The 15,262-nt window shown below is 71.1% G+C and carries 14 protein-coding genes; 6 read left to right on the top strand and 8 right to left on the bottom strand.

Going from position 1 to position 15,262, the window contains the following annotated elements:
• Window positions 1-15 precede the first annotated feature (15 nt).
• Entirely contained in the window at window positions 16-1,371 is a 1,356-nt protein-coding gene (locus AC07CM_RS12935; RefSeq protein WP_478876412.1) for an AI-2E family transporter, read from the top strand.
• A gap of 27 nt (window positions 1,372-1,398) precedes the next feature.
• Here the strand turns inward: AC07CM_RS12935 and AC07CM_RS12930 are convergent, their stop codons facing one another.
• Entirely contained in the window at window positions 1,399-1,932 is a 534-nt protein-coding gene (locus AC07CM_RS12930) for an alkyl hydroperoxide reductase (RefSeq protein ID WP_478876411.1), read from the bottom strand.
• A gap of 3 nt (window positions 1,933-1,935) precedes the next feature.
• Window positions 1,936-2,490, bottom strand: a complete 555-nt coding sequence (locus tag AC07CM_RS12925; protein ID WP_478876410.1) for a peroxiredoxin — start codon at window positions 2,488-2,490, stop codon at window positions 1,936-1,938.
• A gap of 134 nt (window positions 2,491-2,624) precedes the next feature.
• On the opposite strand from AC07CM_RS12925, the gene AC07CM_RS12920 reads away from it, so the two are divergent.
• The 4 genes from AC07CM_RS12920 (at window position 2,625) to AC07CM_RS12905 (ending at window position 5,562) form a co-directional block, all read left to right on the top strand.
• The gene (locus AC07CM_RS12920; protein WP_478876409.1) at window positions 2,625-3,614 is read left to right on the top strand and encodes a LysR substrate-binding domain-containing protein; all 990 of its coding nucleotides are present in this window, start codon (window positions 2,625-2,627) and stop codon (window positions 3,612-3,614) included.
• Window positions 3,615-3,767: 153 nt separating this feature from the next.
• Window positions 3,768-4,685 (top strand): MarR family transcriptional regulator, encoded by a 918-nt coding sequence (locus AC07CM_RS12915; RefSeq protein ID WP_478876408.1) that lies wholly within the window; start codon window positions 3,768-3,770, stop codon window positions 4,683-4,685.
• A 57-nt stretch (window positions 4,686-4,742) separates the two neighbouring features.
• Window positions 4,743-5,129: a roadblock/LC7 domain-containing protein gene (locus AC07CM_RS12910; protein WP_478876407.1), complete on the top strand. Its 387-nt coding sequence runs from the start codon at window positions 4,743-4,745 to the stop codon at window positions 5,127-5,129.
• A gap of 4 nt (window positions 5,130-5,133) precedes the next feature.
• Complete coding sequence (locus AC07CM_RS12905) at window positions 5,134-5,562, top strand: hypothetical protein (protein WP_478876406.1); 429 nt, start codon at window positions 5,134-5,136, stop codon at window positions 5,560-5,562.
• Window positions 5,563-5,617: 55 nt separating this feature from the next.
• On the opposite strand, the gene AC07CM_RS12900 is transcribed toward AC07CM_RS12905, so the two are convergent.
• From AC07CM_RS12900 to AC07CM_RS12880, 5 genes are all read right to left on the bottom strand, one after another.
• The gene (locus tag AC07CM_RS12900; RefSeq protein WP_478876405.1) at window positions 5,618-7,969 is read right to left on the bottom strand and encodes an ABC transporter permease; all 2,352 of its coding nucleotides are present in this window, start codon (window positions 7,967-7,969) and stop codon (window positions 5,618-5,620) included.
• Entirely contained in the window at window positions 7,966-8,655 is a 690-nt protein-coding gene (locus AC07CM_RS12895; protein ID WP_478876404.1) for an ABC transporter ATP-binding protein, read from the bottom strand. The genes AC07CM_RS12900 and AC07CM_RS12895 overlap by 4 nt, the downstream gene beginning before the upstream one ends.
• Window positions 8,652-9,176: a PadR family transcriptional regulator gene (locus AC07CM_RS12890; protein WP_478876403.1), complete on the bottom strand. Its 525-nt coding sequence runs from the start codon at window positions 9,174-9,176 to the stop codon at window positions 8,652-8,654. The genes AC07CM_RS12895 and AC07CM_RS12890 overlap by 4 nt, the downstream gene beginning before the upstream one ends.
• A gap of 93 nt (window positions 9,177-9,269) precedes the next feature.
• Window positions 9,270-9,506, bottom strand: coding sequence for a type II toxin-antitoxin system antitoxin (locus AC07CM_RS12885; RefSeq protein WP_468236549.1), 237 nt, complete (start codon window positions 9,504-9,506; stop codon window positions 9,270-9,272).
• A complete protein-coding gene (locus AC07CM_RS12880; RefSeq protein WP_478876402.1) occupies window positions 9,503-10,438 on the bottom strand; it encodes an SPFH domain-containing protein in 936 nt (311 codons plus the stop codon). Before AC07CM_RS12880 ends, AC07CM_RS12885 begins: the two co-directional genes overlap by 4 nt.
• Window positions 10,439-10,665: 227 nt before the next feature.
• Here AC07CM_RS12880 and AC07CM_RS12875 point away from each other — a divergent pair, with 227 nt between their 5' ends.
• Window positions 10,666-13,014 carry a transglycosylase domain-containing protein gene (locus AC07CM_RS12875; protein ID WP_478876401.1) on the top strand — a complete coding sequence of 783 codons (2,349 nt, stop codon included), beginning with the start codon at window positions 10,666-10,668 and terminating at the stop codon, window positions 13,012-13,014.
• Between the two features lie 69 nt (window positions 13,015-13,083).
• Here the strand turns inward: AC07CM_RS12875 and AC07CM_RS12870 are convergent, their stop codons facing one another.
• A complete protein-coding gene (locus tag AC07CM_RS12870; RefSeq protein ID WP_478876400.1) occupies window positions 13,084-15,171 on the bottom strand; it encodes a SpoIIE family protein phosphatase in 2,088 nt (695 codons plus the stop codon).
• Window positions 15,172-15,262 lie beyond the last annotated feature (91 nt).

Here is a 15,262-nt window from a genome sequence, read left to right as displayed (position 1 = left end):
GGAAGAGGACGGATCATGTCGCGAGTGCCAGGGTGGCTCGGCCGGCTCGGGGCCGGGCTGACCGAGATGAGCGAGCGGCTGGACGAGCGCCGGGCGGAGGTCGATCAGGACACCGTCGGCGAACCGGCCACCGCCGACCGGGCCGCCGAGCCCGTGGTGCCCGCTCCCCGCTCGGCCGTACCGTCCGGTCCCCGACCCGACCCCGCCCAGGCCGTGCCCTGGGGTGTGCGGGTCGCCGCCGAGGCCGGCTGGCGGCTGCTGGTCCTCGCCGGCACCGTGTGGGTCCTGATGCGGGTCATCAGCGCCGTACAGCTGGTGGTGTTCGCCTTCGTCATCGCCCTGCTGGTGACCGCGCTGCTCCAGCCGACGGTCGCCCGGCTCACCCGGCGCGGGGTGCCACGCGGTCCGGCCACCGCGATGACCGCCATCCTCGGCTTCGTCGTCATCGGTCTGATGGGCTGGTTCGTGACCTGGCAGGTCATGGAGAACATCGACACGCTCTCCAACCAGATCCAGAACGGCATCGACGATCTGCGCAACTGGCTGCTGAAGAGCCCGTTCCACGTCACCGACAAACAGATCAACCAGATCGCCAAGAACCTGCGCGAGGCGATCGGCGCCAACACCGACCAGATCACGTCGGCGGGTCTGGAGGGCGTCCAGGTCATCGTCGAGGCCCTGACCGGCATTCTGCTGGTGTTCTTCTCGACGCTGTTCCTGCTCTACGACGGCGAGCGCATCTGGCAGTGGTTCCTGAAGCTGGTGCCCGCCGCCGCCCGCCCGGGCGTGGCCGGTGCCGGCCCGCGCGCCTGGCGCACCCTGACGGCCTACGTCCGCGGCACGGTCCTGGTCGCCCTCATAGACGCCATCTTCATCGGCATCGGCATCTACTTCCTCGACGTGCCGATGGCCGTCCCGCTGGCCGTCTTCATCTTCCTGTTCTCCTTCATCCCCCTGGTCGGCGCGGTCGCCTCCGGCGCCCTGGCGGTGATCGTGGCGCTGGTGACGCAGGGCGTCTTCACGGCCGTCATGACCCTTGTCGTGGTCCTCGCCGTCCAGCAGATCGAGGGCCACGTCCTGCAGCCGTTCATCCTCGGCCGCGCGGTCCGCGTGCACCCCCTGGCCGTCGTCCTCACGGTGGCGGCCGGAGGCATGGTGGCGGGCATCGGCGGCGCGGTGGTGGCCGTACCGCTGGTGGCGGTGACCAACACGGTGGTGGGTTATCTGCGGCAGTACTCCTTGGAGCGGGCCGTACCCGAACCAGCCCGTCCGGCGTTCGAGGACGGGGCCGTTCGGGCCGACGGGGGGCCCGGGGGCGCGACCCCCGGCGACGGCGCGCAACATACGGAAGACCCCGCCCACGAAGTGTGAGCGGGGTCCCGGGGAACCACGGCCGAACTACTCGGAGAGCACCGCTTCCGCGTCCAGCGTGACACCGACCGCCTGGACCACGGAGGCGATCTTGAACGCCTCCTGGACCACCTCACGGTCGACGCCGGCCTTGCGCAGCACCTGCTCGTGCGAGTCCAGGCACAGGCCGCAGCCGTTGATCGCGGAGACCGCGAACGACCAGAGCTCGAAGTCGACCTTCTCGACACCGGGGTTGCCGATGACGTTCATCCGCAGACCCGCGCGCAGGGTGCCGTACTCGTGGTCGGACAACAGGTGCCGGGTGCGGTAGAAGACGTTGTTCATCGCCATCACCGCGGCGGCGGCCTTGGCGGCGGTGTACGCCTCGGGCGACAGGTTCGCCTTGGCCTCCGGCTCCAGCTCGCGCAGCACGATCGGGGAACGGGAGGCGATGGCGGTCGCCAGCACCGTGCCCCACAACTGCTGCGCCGGCAGGTCGGAGTTGCCGATGACCGAGCCCAGGTTGAGCTTCAGGTCCTTGGCGTAGTCCGGTACACGGGACTTCAGGGAGTCGAGCGACATGCGTCACTCACCAGCCAGCAGCGCGACCGGGTCCAGCGTCTCGTCGCCCTTGGACCAGTTGCACGGGCACAGCTCGTCGGTCTGCAGGGCGTCCAGGACCCGCAGGACCTCCTTGGGGTTACGGCCGACGGAGCCGGCGGTCACCATGGAGAACTGGATCTCGTTGTTCTGGTCGACGATGAACACGGCACGCTTGGCGAAGCCGTCCTCGCCCTCGATGCCCAGGTCGCGCATCAGCTCGTGCTTGGAGTCGGCCATCATCGGGAAGGGCAGGTCGCGCAGGTCGTCGTGGTCCTTGCGCCAGGCGTGGTGGACGAACTCGGAGTCACCGGAGAAGCCGAGGATCTGCGCGTCGCGGTCGGCGAACTCGTCGTTCAGCTTGCCGAACGCGGCGATCTCGGTCGGGCACACGAAGGTGAAGTCCTTGGGCCAGGCGAAAACGATCTTCCACTTGCCCTCGTAGGTCTTGTGGTTGATCGTGTCGAACTCCTTGCCCTTCTCCAGCGAGACGCAGGCGGCCAGTTCGAACTCGGGGAACTTGTCACCGACAGTGAGCACGTGCTCTCCTTGCAGCGAGGAAACACCCCTTTTGAGGGCGTTTCCCTTGGGGTTGGACGTTTTCGATGTTGGCACAGGGTGCATTGATTAGTGAAATAGCTACACTCGGTCTTGTTGATCGGAGGCGGCTATCAGTGACCATCAGTAATGGCAAGCGGAGACAGCCGAGCCTCGCGCAGCTGCGAGCCTTCGCCGCCGTCGCCGAGCATCTGCACTTCCGGGACGCGGCGGCCGCCATCGGGATGAGCCAGCCCGCCCTGTCCGGCGCGGTCTCCGCGCTCGAGGAGACCCTGGGCGTGACCCTCCTCGAGCGTACGACGCGCAAGGTGCTGCTCTCTCCCGCCGGCGAGCGCCTGGCCGTACGGGCGAAGGCGGTGCTGGACGAGGTCGGGGCACTGCTGGAGGAGGCCGAGGCCGTGCGGGCGCCCTTCACCGGCGTGCTGCGGCTCGGGGTGATCCCGACCGTCGCGCCGTATCTGCTGCCCACCGTGCTGCGGCTGGTCCACGAGCGGTACCCGCACCTCGACCTGCAGGTGCACGAGGAGCAGACCGCGAACCTCATCGACGGCCTGAACTCCGGCCGTCTCGACCTGTTGCTGCTGGCCGTCCCGCTCGGGGTCTCGGGCGTCACCGAACTCCCGCTCTTCGACGAGGACTTCGTGCTCGTCACGCCGCCGGACCACTGGCTCGGCGACCGCGAGGGCATCCCGCGCGAGGCCCTGAAGGAGCTCAACCTTCTGCTCCTCGACGAAGGTCACTGCCTGCGCGACCAGGCCCTGGACATCTGCCGGGAGGCCGGGCGGGAGGACGCCCCGGTCACCACCACGGCCGCCGGACTCTCCACGCTGGTCCAGCTGGTGGCGGGCGGCCTCGGCTGCACCCTGCTGCCGCGCACCGCCCTCAGGCTCGAGACCACCCGCGGCAGCCGGCTGCTCACCGGCTACTTCGCCGAGCCCGCCCCGAGCCGCCGCATCGCCCTCGCCATGCGCACCGGCGCGGCCCGCGGCGCGGAGTACGGGGAACTGGCGGGCGCGCTGCGCGAGGCCATGCGTCCGCTGCCGGTGCGGGTCCTCGGCGGCGACGGCCGAGAACCGGAGACCCGACTGCCGGGAACGGTCAAATGAGTTCTCGGCAAAGTGAGATGAACGGCATCAAGCACCAAGTTCCGTCAGCTCGGGACAGGTCGGAAAGACCCGGCTGAAATATGCCTCCGAACTGATACACATGCCCCCTCAGTGCGACGCATCAGGCGTCTGTGCGAAATGCCGAGGGGTGTGATGTCGGACGTTCGGGATGCCCTGGGCCGCGTCGGCCACGACCGGCTGGCGCACGCACTCACGGCCTGCTGGCCCGCGCGGTACACCGGGGAGCTGCGGGTGTCCGGCCGCCCCGGCGGCTCGTTCCACCTGAGGGACGGGCTGGTGGTGGCGGCAGAGAGCCCCGGCGCGCCGGGCCCGGAGGCGCTGCTGCTGCGCACCGACCGCATCGACGCCGAGCGGTGGGCCGAGCTGGTGCGGGAGTCCGGCGGCGCTCGCTGGCCGGCCGCGGCGCTGGTCGCCCACGGCTACGCGGGAGCCGCCCAGCTCAGGGTGGTGTGCGCGATGGCGCTCCAGGACGCAGCCTTCGCCATGGCCGCGGGCCGGGTGGACGGCTGCGAACGCTTCGCCGGGACCGAGCCGCACGCACCGGTCCCCGTCGGCGAGGCCCCCGCCCGGCTGGTGCAGGACGCGGGCCGCAAGCTCGCCGCCCTCGCCACACTGCCGTACCCGGTGAGCCCGGAGCGGGAACGCCCGCTGCCCGCCGCGCCCACGGGCCGCCCGCTCACCGCGCTGCAGCAGGACCTGCTCACCCACGCCGACGGCCGCCGAACAGCCCGTGACCTGGCCTTCCGTGTCGGCCGTGGCGTCTACACGGTCACCGTGGAGGTCGCCCGGATGCTCGCCGAGGGGTTCCTGGAATGCGCCACCGAGCCCGCAGCGATCCCGGTCCGGCTGGCGCCGGAGGTACGGGCCGTACGCCACCGCGAGCCGCCGCCCGGGCCGCCCCCCGCGCCCGCAGTCCCGCCGCGCCCCGAGCCCACCGTCCTGCCGCGCCGTGAGCCCGGCGCCAGCGGCATCACCGAAGCCCTCGCCCCGCCCAGGCACGGAGCGAGCTGGAAGGGGTTCTTCCGGCTGCGGCACGGAACCGCCGAGTGAGGCGGACGGACCGCCGCAACGGCCGAACCCGACATGAGAAAGAGGGAGTTCCACCAGATGAATCGCGAAGCGCTGGCGCTGGAGATGCGCGGGCTGCGGGAACAGGTGACCGGCATCACCGACACCGCCGTCGCGGCCGCCGACGGGCTGCTCATCGCGGCCGACACCGCCGACTCGATCGACCCGGAGGGGCTCGCCGCCCTCGCCGCGGCCGGTCTCGGTCTCGCCCGCCGCACCACCCAGGCCACCTCGCGCGGAGTGCTGCGGCAGACGGTGGCGTACGGCAGCCACGGCTGTGCCGCTTTCTACGCCGTGGGCGACACGGCGTTGATGGTCGTGCTCGGCGACGAGGGCCTCGACCTGGAGAGCCTGCACCGGGCGACCCAGCCGGCCCTCGACCGCATCGGCTCGATCCTGACCGAGAAGACCTCCGAGGGAGTGTGAAGGGATGGCGACGAAGCGTATGACCCCCGGTTTCTCCGACCAGGTGATGAGCCTGGTCAAATCGCTCCGTTCGAACGCACCCGACTGCGTCGCGGCCGGCGTGGTCGACATGTCGACCGGAATGCTGCTGTCGTACGAGACCGTGGACAACCATCCGCCCGAGGTCCTGGACCTGCTGGCGGGAGCGACGCTCGACCTGTTTCAGGGGCGCACGGTGGTGATGATCGAGGACATCTTCAAGGAGCGCCGCGGCACCAGCGGCGACAACCACTTCTTCCAGGAGATCCTCGTCAACAGCGAGAACCTCACCCACCTGTTCCTGCGGATGAACGAGCAGCAGGACGTCGTCGCGGTCGTCGTCTGCCGCAAGTCGGTGAACGTCGGCATGCTGCTGGCCCAGTCGCGCAGGGTGGTGCGCGAACACAGCCTGTGAGGGCACCGGACATGGGCCCCTCCTGGCGGGGAGGGGCCCATGGAGCGGTGTCGCGCTACTCGGTGCGCAGGCCGTCCGGGCGCATCAGGCGCAGCAGCGGGGGCAGGCTGAGCAGGGTGACCGCCAGGACGACCGCCGCGCCGATCCCGGTCATCGTCAGCATGCTCGGCCAGTCGACGCCCACCGTCGCGCCCACCATCTTCAGCAGCACCGCGCCCAGCGTCAGTCCCACGGCAGAGGCGAGCAGCAGGCCGAGCGCGATCGGGATGGTCGTCTGCCACAGCACCGACAGGCTCAGGGTGCGCCGCCGGGTGCCGAACGCGACCAGCGCAGACAGCAGCTTCCTGCGCTCGCGCAGCTGCTCCAGCTGGGAGACCAGCAGGCTCGCGCCGATCAGCGCCAGCACACAGGTGGCACCGACGAGCAGCCCGGTCCGGATGGAGGTGAACTTCGTGGACTGCTCGGTGGACGCCCACACGATCGTGTCCGCCATCGGGTCGATCCGGGCCGCCGTGTTGCGGACGTACTCGTGCACGTCCGGCAGCGACTCGTCCAGCGACAGGTACACCTCACCGCTGATCAGCCGGGTCATCCGGTCGGGCACGGCGGCGGGTGTCATCAGGAAGCCGCTGTCCGTGGTCCCGTTCGGGCCCTTGGTCGAGCTGACCCGCTTCAGGCCGCCGGGGACGGGCCAGATGAAGTCACGGCCCTTGTAGAAGCCGTTGCCCGTGTCGAAGTAGAGCTTGCGGCCCGGCCGGGAGAGCTTCGCCGCGTCGGCGTCCATCTCCTTGTCGCCGCCCCTCGCCACGAAGACGTCCCCGTCGTGGCAGGACGTCAGCCGAGCCACCTCGCGCAGCGCGGCGCAGTCGCCGACGGTCACGCTCGTGGAGGACTTGGGCCCCTCCTCGGTGTTCCAGCTCCGGTCGCCCACCTGGAGGCCGCCCAGCGCGGTGGCCTTCCGTACGCCCTTGGTGGCGGAGAACTTGTCGGCGACCGAGAGGAACGCGCCGCCCCGCGACATCTGCACCTGCATCTGCGTCCGTTCGACGTTCTGGCCGGTGACCTTGGTGTAGTCGCCCTGGACGCCCGCGAACAGCATCTGCAGGGCGATGGCGCCGGCCACCGCGACCGCGATGCCGTTCACCATGCGGGCTGCCGAACCGCTGCTCAACTGAAGCCGCCGTACCGCCAGTTGCCAGGCGACACTGCCCGAGCCGAGCCGGGCCACGACCGCCTCGACGACCCACGGCAGCAGCGCGGTCACGCCGACGAGCAGCAGCAGGACGCCGCCGATCACCAGGTACTGGTTGAAGGCGCCGTTCGACCGGCCCTGGCCGATCATCGGGGCGAGCATCGCCAGTCCGCCCAGTGGCAGCAGCAGCCGCCACCACAGCCGGCGCCGCGCGGGCCGGGCCGTGCGGACCACGCCCAGCGGTTCGATGACCACCCCGCGCAGCGCGAACAGGGTGACCAGCACCGCCGCCGCCGGGACGGTGACGGCGACCAGCGAGGCCAGCGCGGGGGTGGGGTCGAGATAGCTGGGGAACACGCTGATGCCCAGGATCTCCACGGAGCCCGCGAGCTGACGGCCGAGCAGGAAGAAGACCGTGCCGAAGACCAGCCCGAGCAGGGAGCCCGCGAGCGCCTCGCCCGCCGCGATCCGCCGGGTCATCCGGCTGTCGGAACCGACCAGGCGCAGTGCGGCCAGCCTGCGGTCGCGCCGCTCGCCGCCGAACCGCACCGCCGTGGCGATGAACACGGCGACCGGCATCAGCAGCACCACGAACACGACCAGCACCAGCAGGATCAGCACGGGGTCCGTCTTGTCGGGCGGCCCCGCCTGCGGACTGCCGAACTCGGTGATCCGGGCCGTCTGCCAGCCGTTGATGCGCGGTGCCAGGTTCTTCGCGCCGGCGTAGTAGGCGAGTTCGTGCGAGCCGATGAGCCCGGGCTCGCCGATGGTCCCGACCACCCGGTACGGCAGCCGCTCGCGCAGCAGCCTGCCCTCACCGGAGTCGAGCAGCCGCTGCAGCGCGGGGGAGACCACCATGTCGCCCGGCGCCGGATACCTGGACAGGCCCGGTGCGAGCGGCGCGCGCGGCCCCTCGGGCTCCACCAGGCGGCCGCGGATGTCGGAGCCGCGGTAGTTCGAGTTGGCGTCCGAGATCACCAGGGTGTTGGCGGCCTTCGGCTTGTGCTTCTGGTCGTAGGTGTAGTCCAGGCGGGCGTCGTCGCGCTGGTGCCGTACCGCCAGGGCGTTCGGGACGGCGGTCGTCAGCAGCAGCAGCGCGACGCCGAGGCCGACGCCGACCGCCGTGAGCAGCATCCGGACCCAGCCCTCGCGCCCGCCGGTGAAGGCGAACCGAACCCCCAGACCCAGGTCTCTGGACCACTGCCGCACCTTCATATGGCCCGCTCCATGTCCCGGGACCTGCCGTCGCGTACGACGATCTCGCGGTCGGAGTAGGCCGCCACCCGGGCCTCGTGCGTGACGAGGACGACGGCCGCGTTGGTGGAGCGGGCCGCGTCGGTGAGCAGTTCCATCACGCGTTCGCCGTTGAGGGAGTCCAGCGCGCCGGTCGGCTCGTCCGCGAACAGCACCCGGGGCCCCGTGACCAGCGACCGCGCCACCGCGACCCGCTGCCCCTGGCCGCCGGAGACCTCGCCGGGCCGCTTGTCCCTGAGGTCGTCGACCTCGAGGCGCTCCATCCAGCCCAGCGCCGCCTTCTCGGCCTGCCGGCGGGAGGTGCCGTTCAGCCGCAGCGGAAGCGCCACGTTCTCCACGCAGGTCAGCTCCGGTACGAGCTGCCCGAACTGGAAGACGAAACCGAACTCGCTGCGCCTGAGCGCGCTGCGCTCGGTGTCGCTCATGGTGGCCAGCTCGCGCCCGGCATAGGTGATCGAGCCGGAGTCGGGCGGCACGATGCCGGCGAGACAGTGCAGCAGCGTCGACTTGCCGGACCCGGAGGGGCCCATCACGGCGACGACCTCGCCGGGGTGGATGGAGAACCCGGCGCCGTCGAGCGCGAGTGTGGGGCCGTAGGCCTTGCGCAGGTTCTCGGCGGCGAGCAGGGAGCCGGGAGGAGGAGTCATCGGGCCACCGCCTCGCGGAGCTTGTCGAGCCGTGCGGCGGTCAGCTCCAGCCAGCGCAGGTCGGCCTCCAGGTGGAACAGGGCGTGGTCGCAGATCAGCTGGTCCGCGAGGTCGCCCTTGCGCTTGCGGTCGGTCAGGATCCGCATGCTGCGCAGGTGCTCGGCGCGCTGGACGTCGAGGACGTCGGCCGCGTTCCGGTGGGTCAGCAGCGCCAGGACGACCTTGGTGTACAGGGTCGACTGGAGGTACTCCTCCGGCTTCTCCGGGGAGGCGAGCCACCGCTCCACGTCGGTGACGCCGGCGTCCGTGATGGCGTACCGCTTGCGCTCGGGGCCGCCGCCCGCCTCGATCCCGTCGACTTCCACGAGCCCGTTCTTCAGCAGGCGGGACATCGTCGAGTAGACCTGGCCGTAGTGCAGCGGCCGGTCGTGACCGAACTTCTCGTCAAAGGCCCGCTTCAGGTCGTAGCCGTGTCGGGGGCCGGACTCCAGGAGCCCTAGGAGGGTGTGACCGATGGACATGGCAGCACTCTACACACGGTGTATACGCAGCGTGTATACGCGCCGTGTGTAGATCATGGCGGGCTGTAGGGCCGTGCAGGTGGAGGGCGATTGTCACGGTTCCGATACAGGCGGCCTGCCCCTGCGGGGCAGGGGGCCGGTGTCCTTCGGCAGGCGTCCGGCGTCCGCCAGCGCCTTGCGCAGCAGGAACTCGATCTGCGCGTTGGCCGACCGCAGCTCGTCCCCGGCCCACCGGGCGAGCGCCTCGTACACCGACGGGTCCAGCCGCAGCAGCACCTGCTTGCGCTGCTGCGGCCGGCGCCGCGGGGTCTCCTCCGGTGAGTCCGTCACTGGTAGAGGGTCCCCGTGTTGAGTACCGGCTGCGGGGCCCGGTCCCCGCACAGCACCACCATCAGGTTGGACACCATCGCCGCCTTCCGCTCCTCGTCCAGCTCCACGATGTCCCGCTCCGCGATCCGGGCGAGCGCCGCCTCCACCATGCCGACCGCCCCGTCCACGATCTGCCGCCGGGCCGCGACGACCGCGCCGGCCTGCTGGCGCTGGAGCATCGCCGAGGCGATCTCGGGAGCGTACGCGAGATGCGTGAAGCGCGACTCGATGATCCGCACCCCGGCCGCCTCCACGCGCGCCTGCAGCTCGACGGCCAGCTTCTCGGTGATCTCCTCGGCGTTCCCGCGCAGCGAGAGACCGTCCTCGTCGTGGGCGTCGTACGGGTACTCGATGGCGATGTGCCGTACGGCCGTCTCGGTCTGCGTGGCGACGAACTCGGCGTAGTCGTCCACCTCGAACACCGCCTGGGCGGTGTCCTGGACCTTCCAGACCACGACCGCGGCCAGCTCGATCGGGTTGCCGTAGGCGTCGTTGACCTTCAGTACGGCGGTCTCGTGGTTGCGCACCCGGGTGGAGATACGGGTCCGCGAGGTGAAGGGGTTCACCCAGCGCAGGCCGTCCTGCCGGATCGTGCCCCGGTACCGGCCGAAGAGCTGGACGACCCGCGCCTCGCCGGGCGCGACCGTGTTCAGCCCTCGCATCGCGATGACGGCGGCGAGGAGGACGAGGACACCGCCGACGACGAGCCCGCCCTTGGCGCCGGAGGCCTCGACCGCCGAGGCGGCGGCGAGCAGGGCGGCGGCGGCGCCGAGCCCGAGCAGGCCCAGGAGCAGGGCGAGCCCGCCGCCGATGCTGTGCGCCGGGAGCTCCGTCACCCGTGGGGCGGGCATCTCGGGTATGTCGGCGGTCGCAGACGCGTCGTGTGCGGACATGGTGGGTCCCCCTGTTCTCGGAGCTTCCTGGGAAGCCTAGCTTGGTTCTAGCTAAGTGATATCACTTTTTTCTGTCAAGCAACCCTCCGGGGATCCCAGCCGTCGGTTCCCTTGGAGCGGGTGCTGATTGTCACGTCCGTAAAAGAGCGGATCGGGCGTCCTTTGTCATATAGACGGGTGTTAGCTTTCGGAGCTGACCCCGAGACGGAATCGGAGCGTAGGGACCCATGGGACGAGCGGAAGAGAGACGAGCGCGACAGCGCGGTGGCCACCGCGCGGCGCCCAGGCGCCGCTCCACGTCCGCGGCCGGCACCCCGTCCGTGGCGGGCACCAAGCCCGCCAAGGGCCGAATACGCAGGCTGTTCACCTGGAAGAAGATCCTGGGCACGTTCTTCGGCTTCTGCCTGCTGTGCATCGGCGGCTTCATCGCCCTGTACCTGGCGGTCGACATTCCCGTCGGCAACGCGGCGGCCCAGCGCCAGAGCAACGTCTACAAGTACAGCGACGGCCGCATCCTGGCCCGCGACGGCAAGGTCAACCGCGAGATCGTGGACCTCGCCAAGGTGCCCCGGAAGGTCCAGCTGACCTTCGTGGCCGCCGAGAACAAGTCCTTCTACACCGATCCCGGCGTGGACCTCAAGGGCACCGCGCGCGGCCTGGTCAACACCCTCTCCGGCAAGGGCAAGCAGGGTGGTTCGACGATCACCCAGCAGTACGTCAAGAACTTCTACCTGAACCAGGACCAGACCGTCACGCGCAAGCTGAAGGAACTGGTCATCTCGCTGAAGGTGGAGCGCGAGAAGACCAAGGACGACATCCTCGCCGGCTACATCAACACCAGCTACTACGGCCGCGGCGCCTACGGCATCCAGGCCGCCGCGCAGGCCTACTACCGGGTCGACGCCCAGGACCTCAAAGTGGAGCAGGGCGCGTACCTGGCCGCCCTGCTCCAGGCGCCGAGCCAGTACGACTGGGCGGTCGCGAGCGACACCGGCAAGCGGCTGGTCAAGGCGCGGTGGAACTACGTCCTGGACAACATGGTGGACGAGGGGTGGCTGCCCAAGGCCAAGCGTGACGCCCTGCAGTTCCCGGTGCCCAAGGACCCCAAGGGCGCCCCGGGCATGGAGGGCCAGAAGGGCTATCTCGTCTCGCTCGCCAACGCCCAGCTGGAACAGCGGCTGATGGACGAGGAGGGCCTGTCCAAGTCCGACGCGGAGGCCAAGGTCGAGAACCAGGGCTGGACCATCACCCTGAACGTCGACCGGAAGAAGCAGGCCGCGCTGGAGAAGGCCGTCAAGAGCCAGCTGACCGGCAAGCTGGAGCCGAAGAAGCGCAACGTCGACCGCGACGTCCAGGCCGGCGCCGTGTCCGTCGACCCCAAGACCGGCAAGATCGTCGCCCTGTACGGCGGCCAGGACTACTTCAGCCACTACATCAACAACGCCACGCGCCGGGACTACCAGCCGGCCTCGACGTTCAAACCGCTGATCCTCGCCTCCGCGCTGGAGCAGAACGCCACCACGCAGGACGGCAAGCCGATCAACGCCGGCACCGTCTACGACGGCACCAGCCGCCGCCCGGTCCTGGACCACGGCAGCAAGGTCGGCTTCGCCCCGCCGAACGAGGACAACACCGACTACGGCAAGATCACCGTCCAGCAGGCGATGAACAAGTCCGTCAACTCCGTCTTCGCGCAGATGGGTGTCGACGTGGGCATGGACAAGGTCATGAGCACGGCCAAGCAGCTCGGCATGGACACCGAGGGCATGCAGGCGGTGCCCGCGCAGACCCTGGGCTCCATGGGCGCCAGCCCGCTCGAGATGGCCGGCATCTACGCCACGTTCGACAACCACGGCAACAAGGTGACGCCCAGCATCCTGAAGTCGGCGGAGAAGAAGGACCGTACGGTCCGGATACCCAGCCCGATCGGCTCCTCGGTGATCAGCCGCACGGCCGCCGACACCGTGACCTCCGTGCTGACCGGAGTGGTCGACGACGGTACGGCCCAGATCTCCGTGGCCAACAACCCGCTGCGCAACGGCCAGCAGGTGGCGGGCAAGACGGGTACGTCCGACTGCAACCGCTCGGCCTGGTTCACCGGTTACACGCCGGACCTGGTCACCTCCGTCGGTCTGTTCGGCGAGGCGGCCAAGGCCGGGGGCACGGGCTGCGACGGCGAGCCGATCAAGAAGTACGCCCATGTCTCGCTCAAGGGCGCGATGGGCGGCGGCCGGGTCAACGGTGGTGGCCCGCCGGCGCAGATCTGGGCGGCCTACACCTTCGGTGTCACGGAGAAGGCCAAGTTCGACCTGAACACCACCCAGGGCGCGGCCGTCCAGCCGACGGACACCCCGACGTTCAGCCAGACCCCGTCCCGGACGCCGTCGAACACGCCGAGCAGTGAGCCGCCGACCTCGACGACCCCGTCGCAGACGCCGTCGCAGACCCCGACCCAGACCCCGACCCAGACACCCACCCAGACCCCGCCCACGGGGACCCCGACCACCGGGGCCCCGACGGGCGGCGTCTCGGAGGATCCGCTCGATCCCGCCGGCAGCGGGAACTTCGGCCAGTAGGCCGCACGCGAGAAAGGGCGCCCGGGGAGTCCCCGGGCGCCCTTTCTCGCGTCGTACCGGTGGTGTCGCTCAGCCCCGGTTCAGCTCGAACCAGACCACCTTGCCCGTGCTCAGCCGGGTCGCGCCCCACCGCCGGGCCAGCCTGTTGACCAGGTACAGCCCGCGGCCGCCCTCGTCCGTGGCCCGGGCCTGGCGCAGCCGCGGCAGCTGCGGCACGTCGTCGCCGACCTCGCAGCGCAGCACGTCCGTGCGCAGCAGACGCAGCGTGACCGGCCGGGAGGCGTACCGCACGGCGTTCGTGACCACCTCGCTGACCAGCAGCTCCACCGAGTCCGTCAGCTCCTCCAGGCCCCAGCGGGCCAGGGCGCGCCGGGCCAGCCGGCGGGCCTGGCCGGGGGCCGCGTCCTCCGGCTCCAGGGTCCAGTACGCCACATCGCTCGGCGCGATCCCGTGGAAGCGGGCCGCGAGGAGCGCGATGTCGTCGTCCCGGTCGCCCGGGCCGAGCATGTCCAGCACCTCGTCGCACAGCGCCTCGAGCGGCGGTGGATGGTCGGGACCGGTCAACTGGGCGGTCGCCGCCAGCCGTTCGCGCAGCTGCTCTATGCCGGTCCACACGTCCCGCAGCCGGGACTCCACCAGGCCGTCGGTGTACAGCAGCAGCGTGGCCCCGGCGGGTGCGTCCAGCTCGACCGCCTCGAAGTCGACCCCGCCGACGCCGATCGGCGCGCCCGGCGGCACCCGCAGCACCTCCGCCCGGCCGCCCAGGTGCAGCAGAACGGGCGGCGGATGGCCCGCGTTGGCGATCGTGATGCGGTGCGTGACCGGGTCGTACACGGCGTACAGGCAGGTCGCCATGCGGTCGGTGCCCAGGCGCTGTGCCTGCTCGTCCAGGTGGTGCAGCACCTCCTGCGGGGGCAGGTCGAGCCCGGCCAGCGTCTGGGCCGTCGTGCGCAGCTGACCCATGATCGCCGCCGACGTCATGGAGTGCCCCATGACGTCACCGACCACCAGCGCCACCCGGCTGCCGGGCAGCGGGATCGCGTCGTACCAGTCGCCGCCGACCCGCGCGGTCTCCGCCGCCGGCAGATAGCGCGAGGCGAGCCGCACGCCCGTCGGCCGGGGCAGGGTCTCCGGCAGCATGGTGCGCTGCAGCTCGTCGGCGATGTAGGCCTCCCGGCCGTACAGCACCGCCTTGTCGATGCCGAGCGCGCTGTGCGTGGCGAGCTGGGCGGCCACCAGCAGGTCGTCCGCCTCGAACGCGAGCCGCTCCGGACGGCGCAGGAACAGCGCCGCGCCGATCACCCGGCGCCGCCCGCGCAGCGGCGCGAGGATCGCGTGCTGCCCGCCGGGTACGACCGCCTCGCCGCCCTCGCCGAGCAGCTCGGGCAGCGCGGACCGGGCGGCGGGCGCGTCGGCGAACACCGGTCGCACCCCGCGCAGCACCTCGTTCAGGGCGCCGCCGGGACGCACCTCGCACAGCTCGGTGGTCAGCGACGACAGCTCCGACAGCGCCGAGGCCTCCGGCTCCGGTTCCGGGAACGGCGGGAGCAGCAGGCCCTCGGTGTCCCGTTCGTCCGGTATCCGGTCGGTCCGGCGCAGCCGCAGCACCACGGGGCCGGTGGGCCGCTCGTCACCGACCGGCAGCGGGTCGCGCAGATAGACCAGGATCGCGTCCGAGAAGGTCGGCACGGTGGCCCGGCACAGCCCCATCACGATCTCGTCCAGGTCGATGCCGCGGGCGATCCGCCGGGTCGCCGCGCCCACGAACCTGAGCCGGTCCCCGTCGCGCCGCATCGGCATCGGCCGGCCCGGCGGCAGCCCCCGCCCGGTACGGCGTTCCTGACCGCCCGGTGCCCGGTCCTGCTCGGTGGCCGGCTGCGCAGGAATGGCCTCCGGCGCGGGACGCGGCCGGTGCGTGCCGGTCTCGGCAGCAGCGGGCTGGGAGTGCTCGGGGCCGTTGACGGGGGGCTCCTTCCGCTTGTTCCCCTTGCCGCAGGGCGTGGTGGTCCCCGGACCGGAGGGCGTGTCCGCGCGGGCCGCCTGTGCCGGTAAGGCCGGGTTGCCGAGCGGCGTCGGGGTACGCAGGAGCGCCCCGCGGGTCTCCGCGGGGTCGACGCCCGGCTGCGGGCGCTCGTAGGAGGTGGGCTGCTCCGTCACGCGTGTCGAATCCGTCCGTCCGGGGCTGCGCGCCGGGCGCGCAGATGGTCCCGCCGAAATGCCGATACCCGGAATACGTGTCCCAGGAACG

It is taken from the genome of Streptomyces sp. NPDC044061, assembly GCF_056434305.1.
This window is presented reverse-complemented; position numbering and strand designations above follow the sequence as displayed.

Bases quoted from the DNA above. Each gene is read 5' to 3' on its own strand.
- AC07CM_RS12900 (WP_478876405.1), bottom strand. From the start codon at position 7,969: ATGAAGGTGCGGCAGTGGTCCAGAGACCTGGGTCTGGGGGTTCGGTTC.
- AC07CM_RS12915 (WP_478876408.1), top strand. From the start codon at position 3,768: ATGTCGGACGTTCGGGATGCCCTGGGCCGCGTCGGCCACGACCGGCTG.
- AC07CM_RS12875 (WP_478876401.1), top strand. From the start codon at position 10,666: ATGGGACGAGCGGAAGAGAGACGAGCGCGACAGCGCGGTGGCCACCGC.
- AC07CM_RS12905 (WP_478876406.1), top strand. From the start codon at position 5,134: ATGGCGACGAAGCGTATGACCCCCGGTTTCTCCGACCAGGTGATGAGC.
- AC07CM_RS12910 (WP_478876407.1), top strand. From the start codon at position 4,743: ATGAATCGCGAAGCGCTGGCGCTGGAGATGCGCGGGCTGCGGGAACAG.
- AC07CM_RS12930 (WP_478876411.1), bottom strand. From the start codon at position 1,932: ATGTCGCTCGACTCCCTGAAGTCCCGTGTACCGGACTACGCCAAGGAC.
- AC07CM_RS12935 (WP_478876412.1), top strand. From the start codon at position 16: ATGTCGCGAGTGCCAGGGTGGCTCGGCCGGCTCGGGGCCGGGCTGACC.
- AC07CM_RS12890 (WP_478876403.1), bottom strand. From the start codon at position 9,176: ATGTCCATCGGTCACACCCTCCTAGGGCTCCTGGAGTCCGGCCCCCGA.
- AC07CM_RS12895 (WP_478876404.1), bottom strand. From the start codon at position 8,655: ATGACTCCTCCTCCCGGCTCCCTGCTCGCCGCCGAGAACCTGCGCAAG.
- AC07CM_RS12880 (WP_478876402.1), bottom strand. From the start codon at position 10,438: ATGTCCGCACACGACGCGTCTGCGACCGCCGACATACCCGAGATGCCC.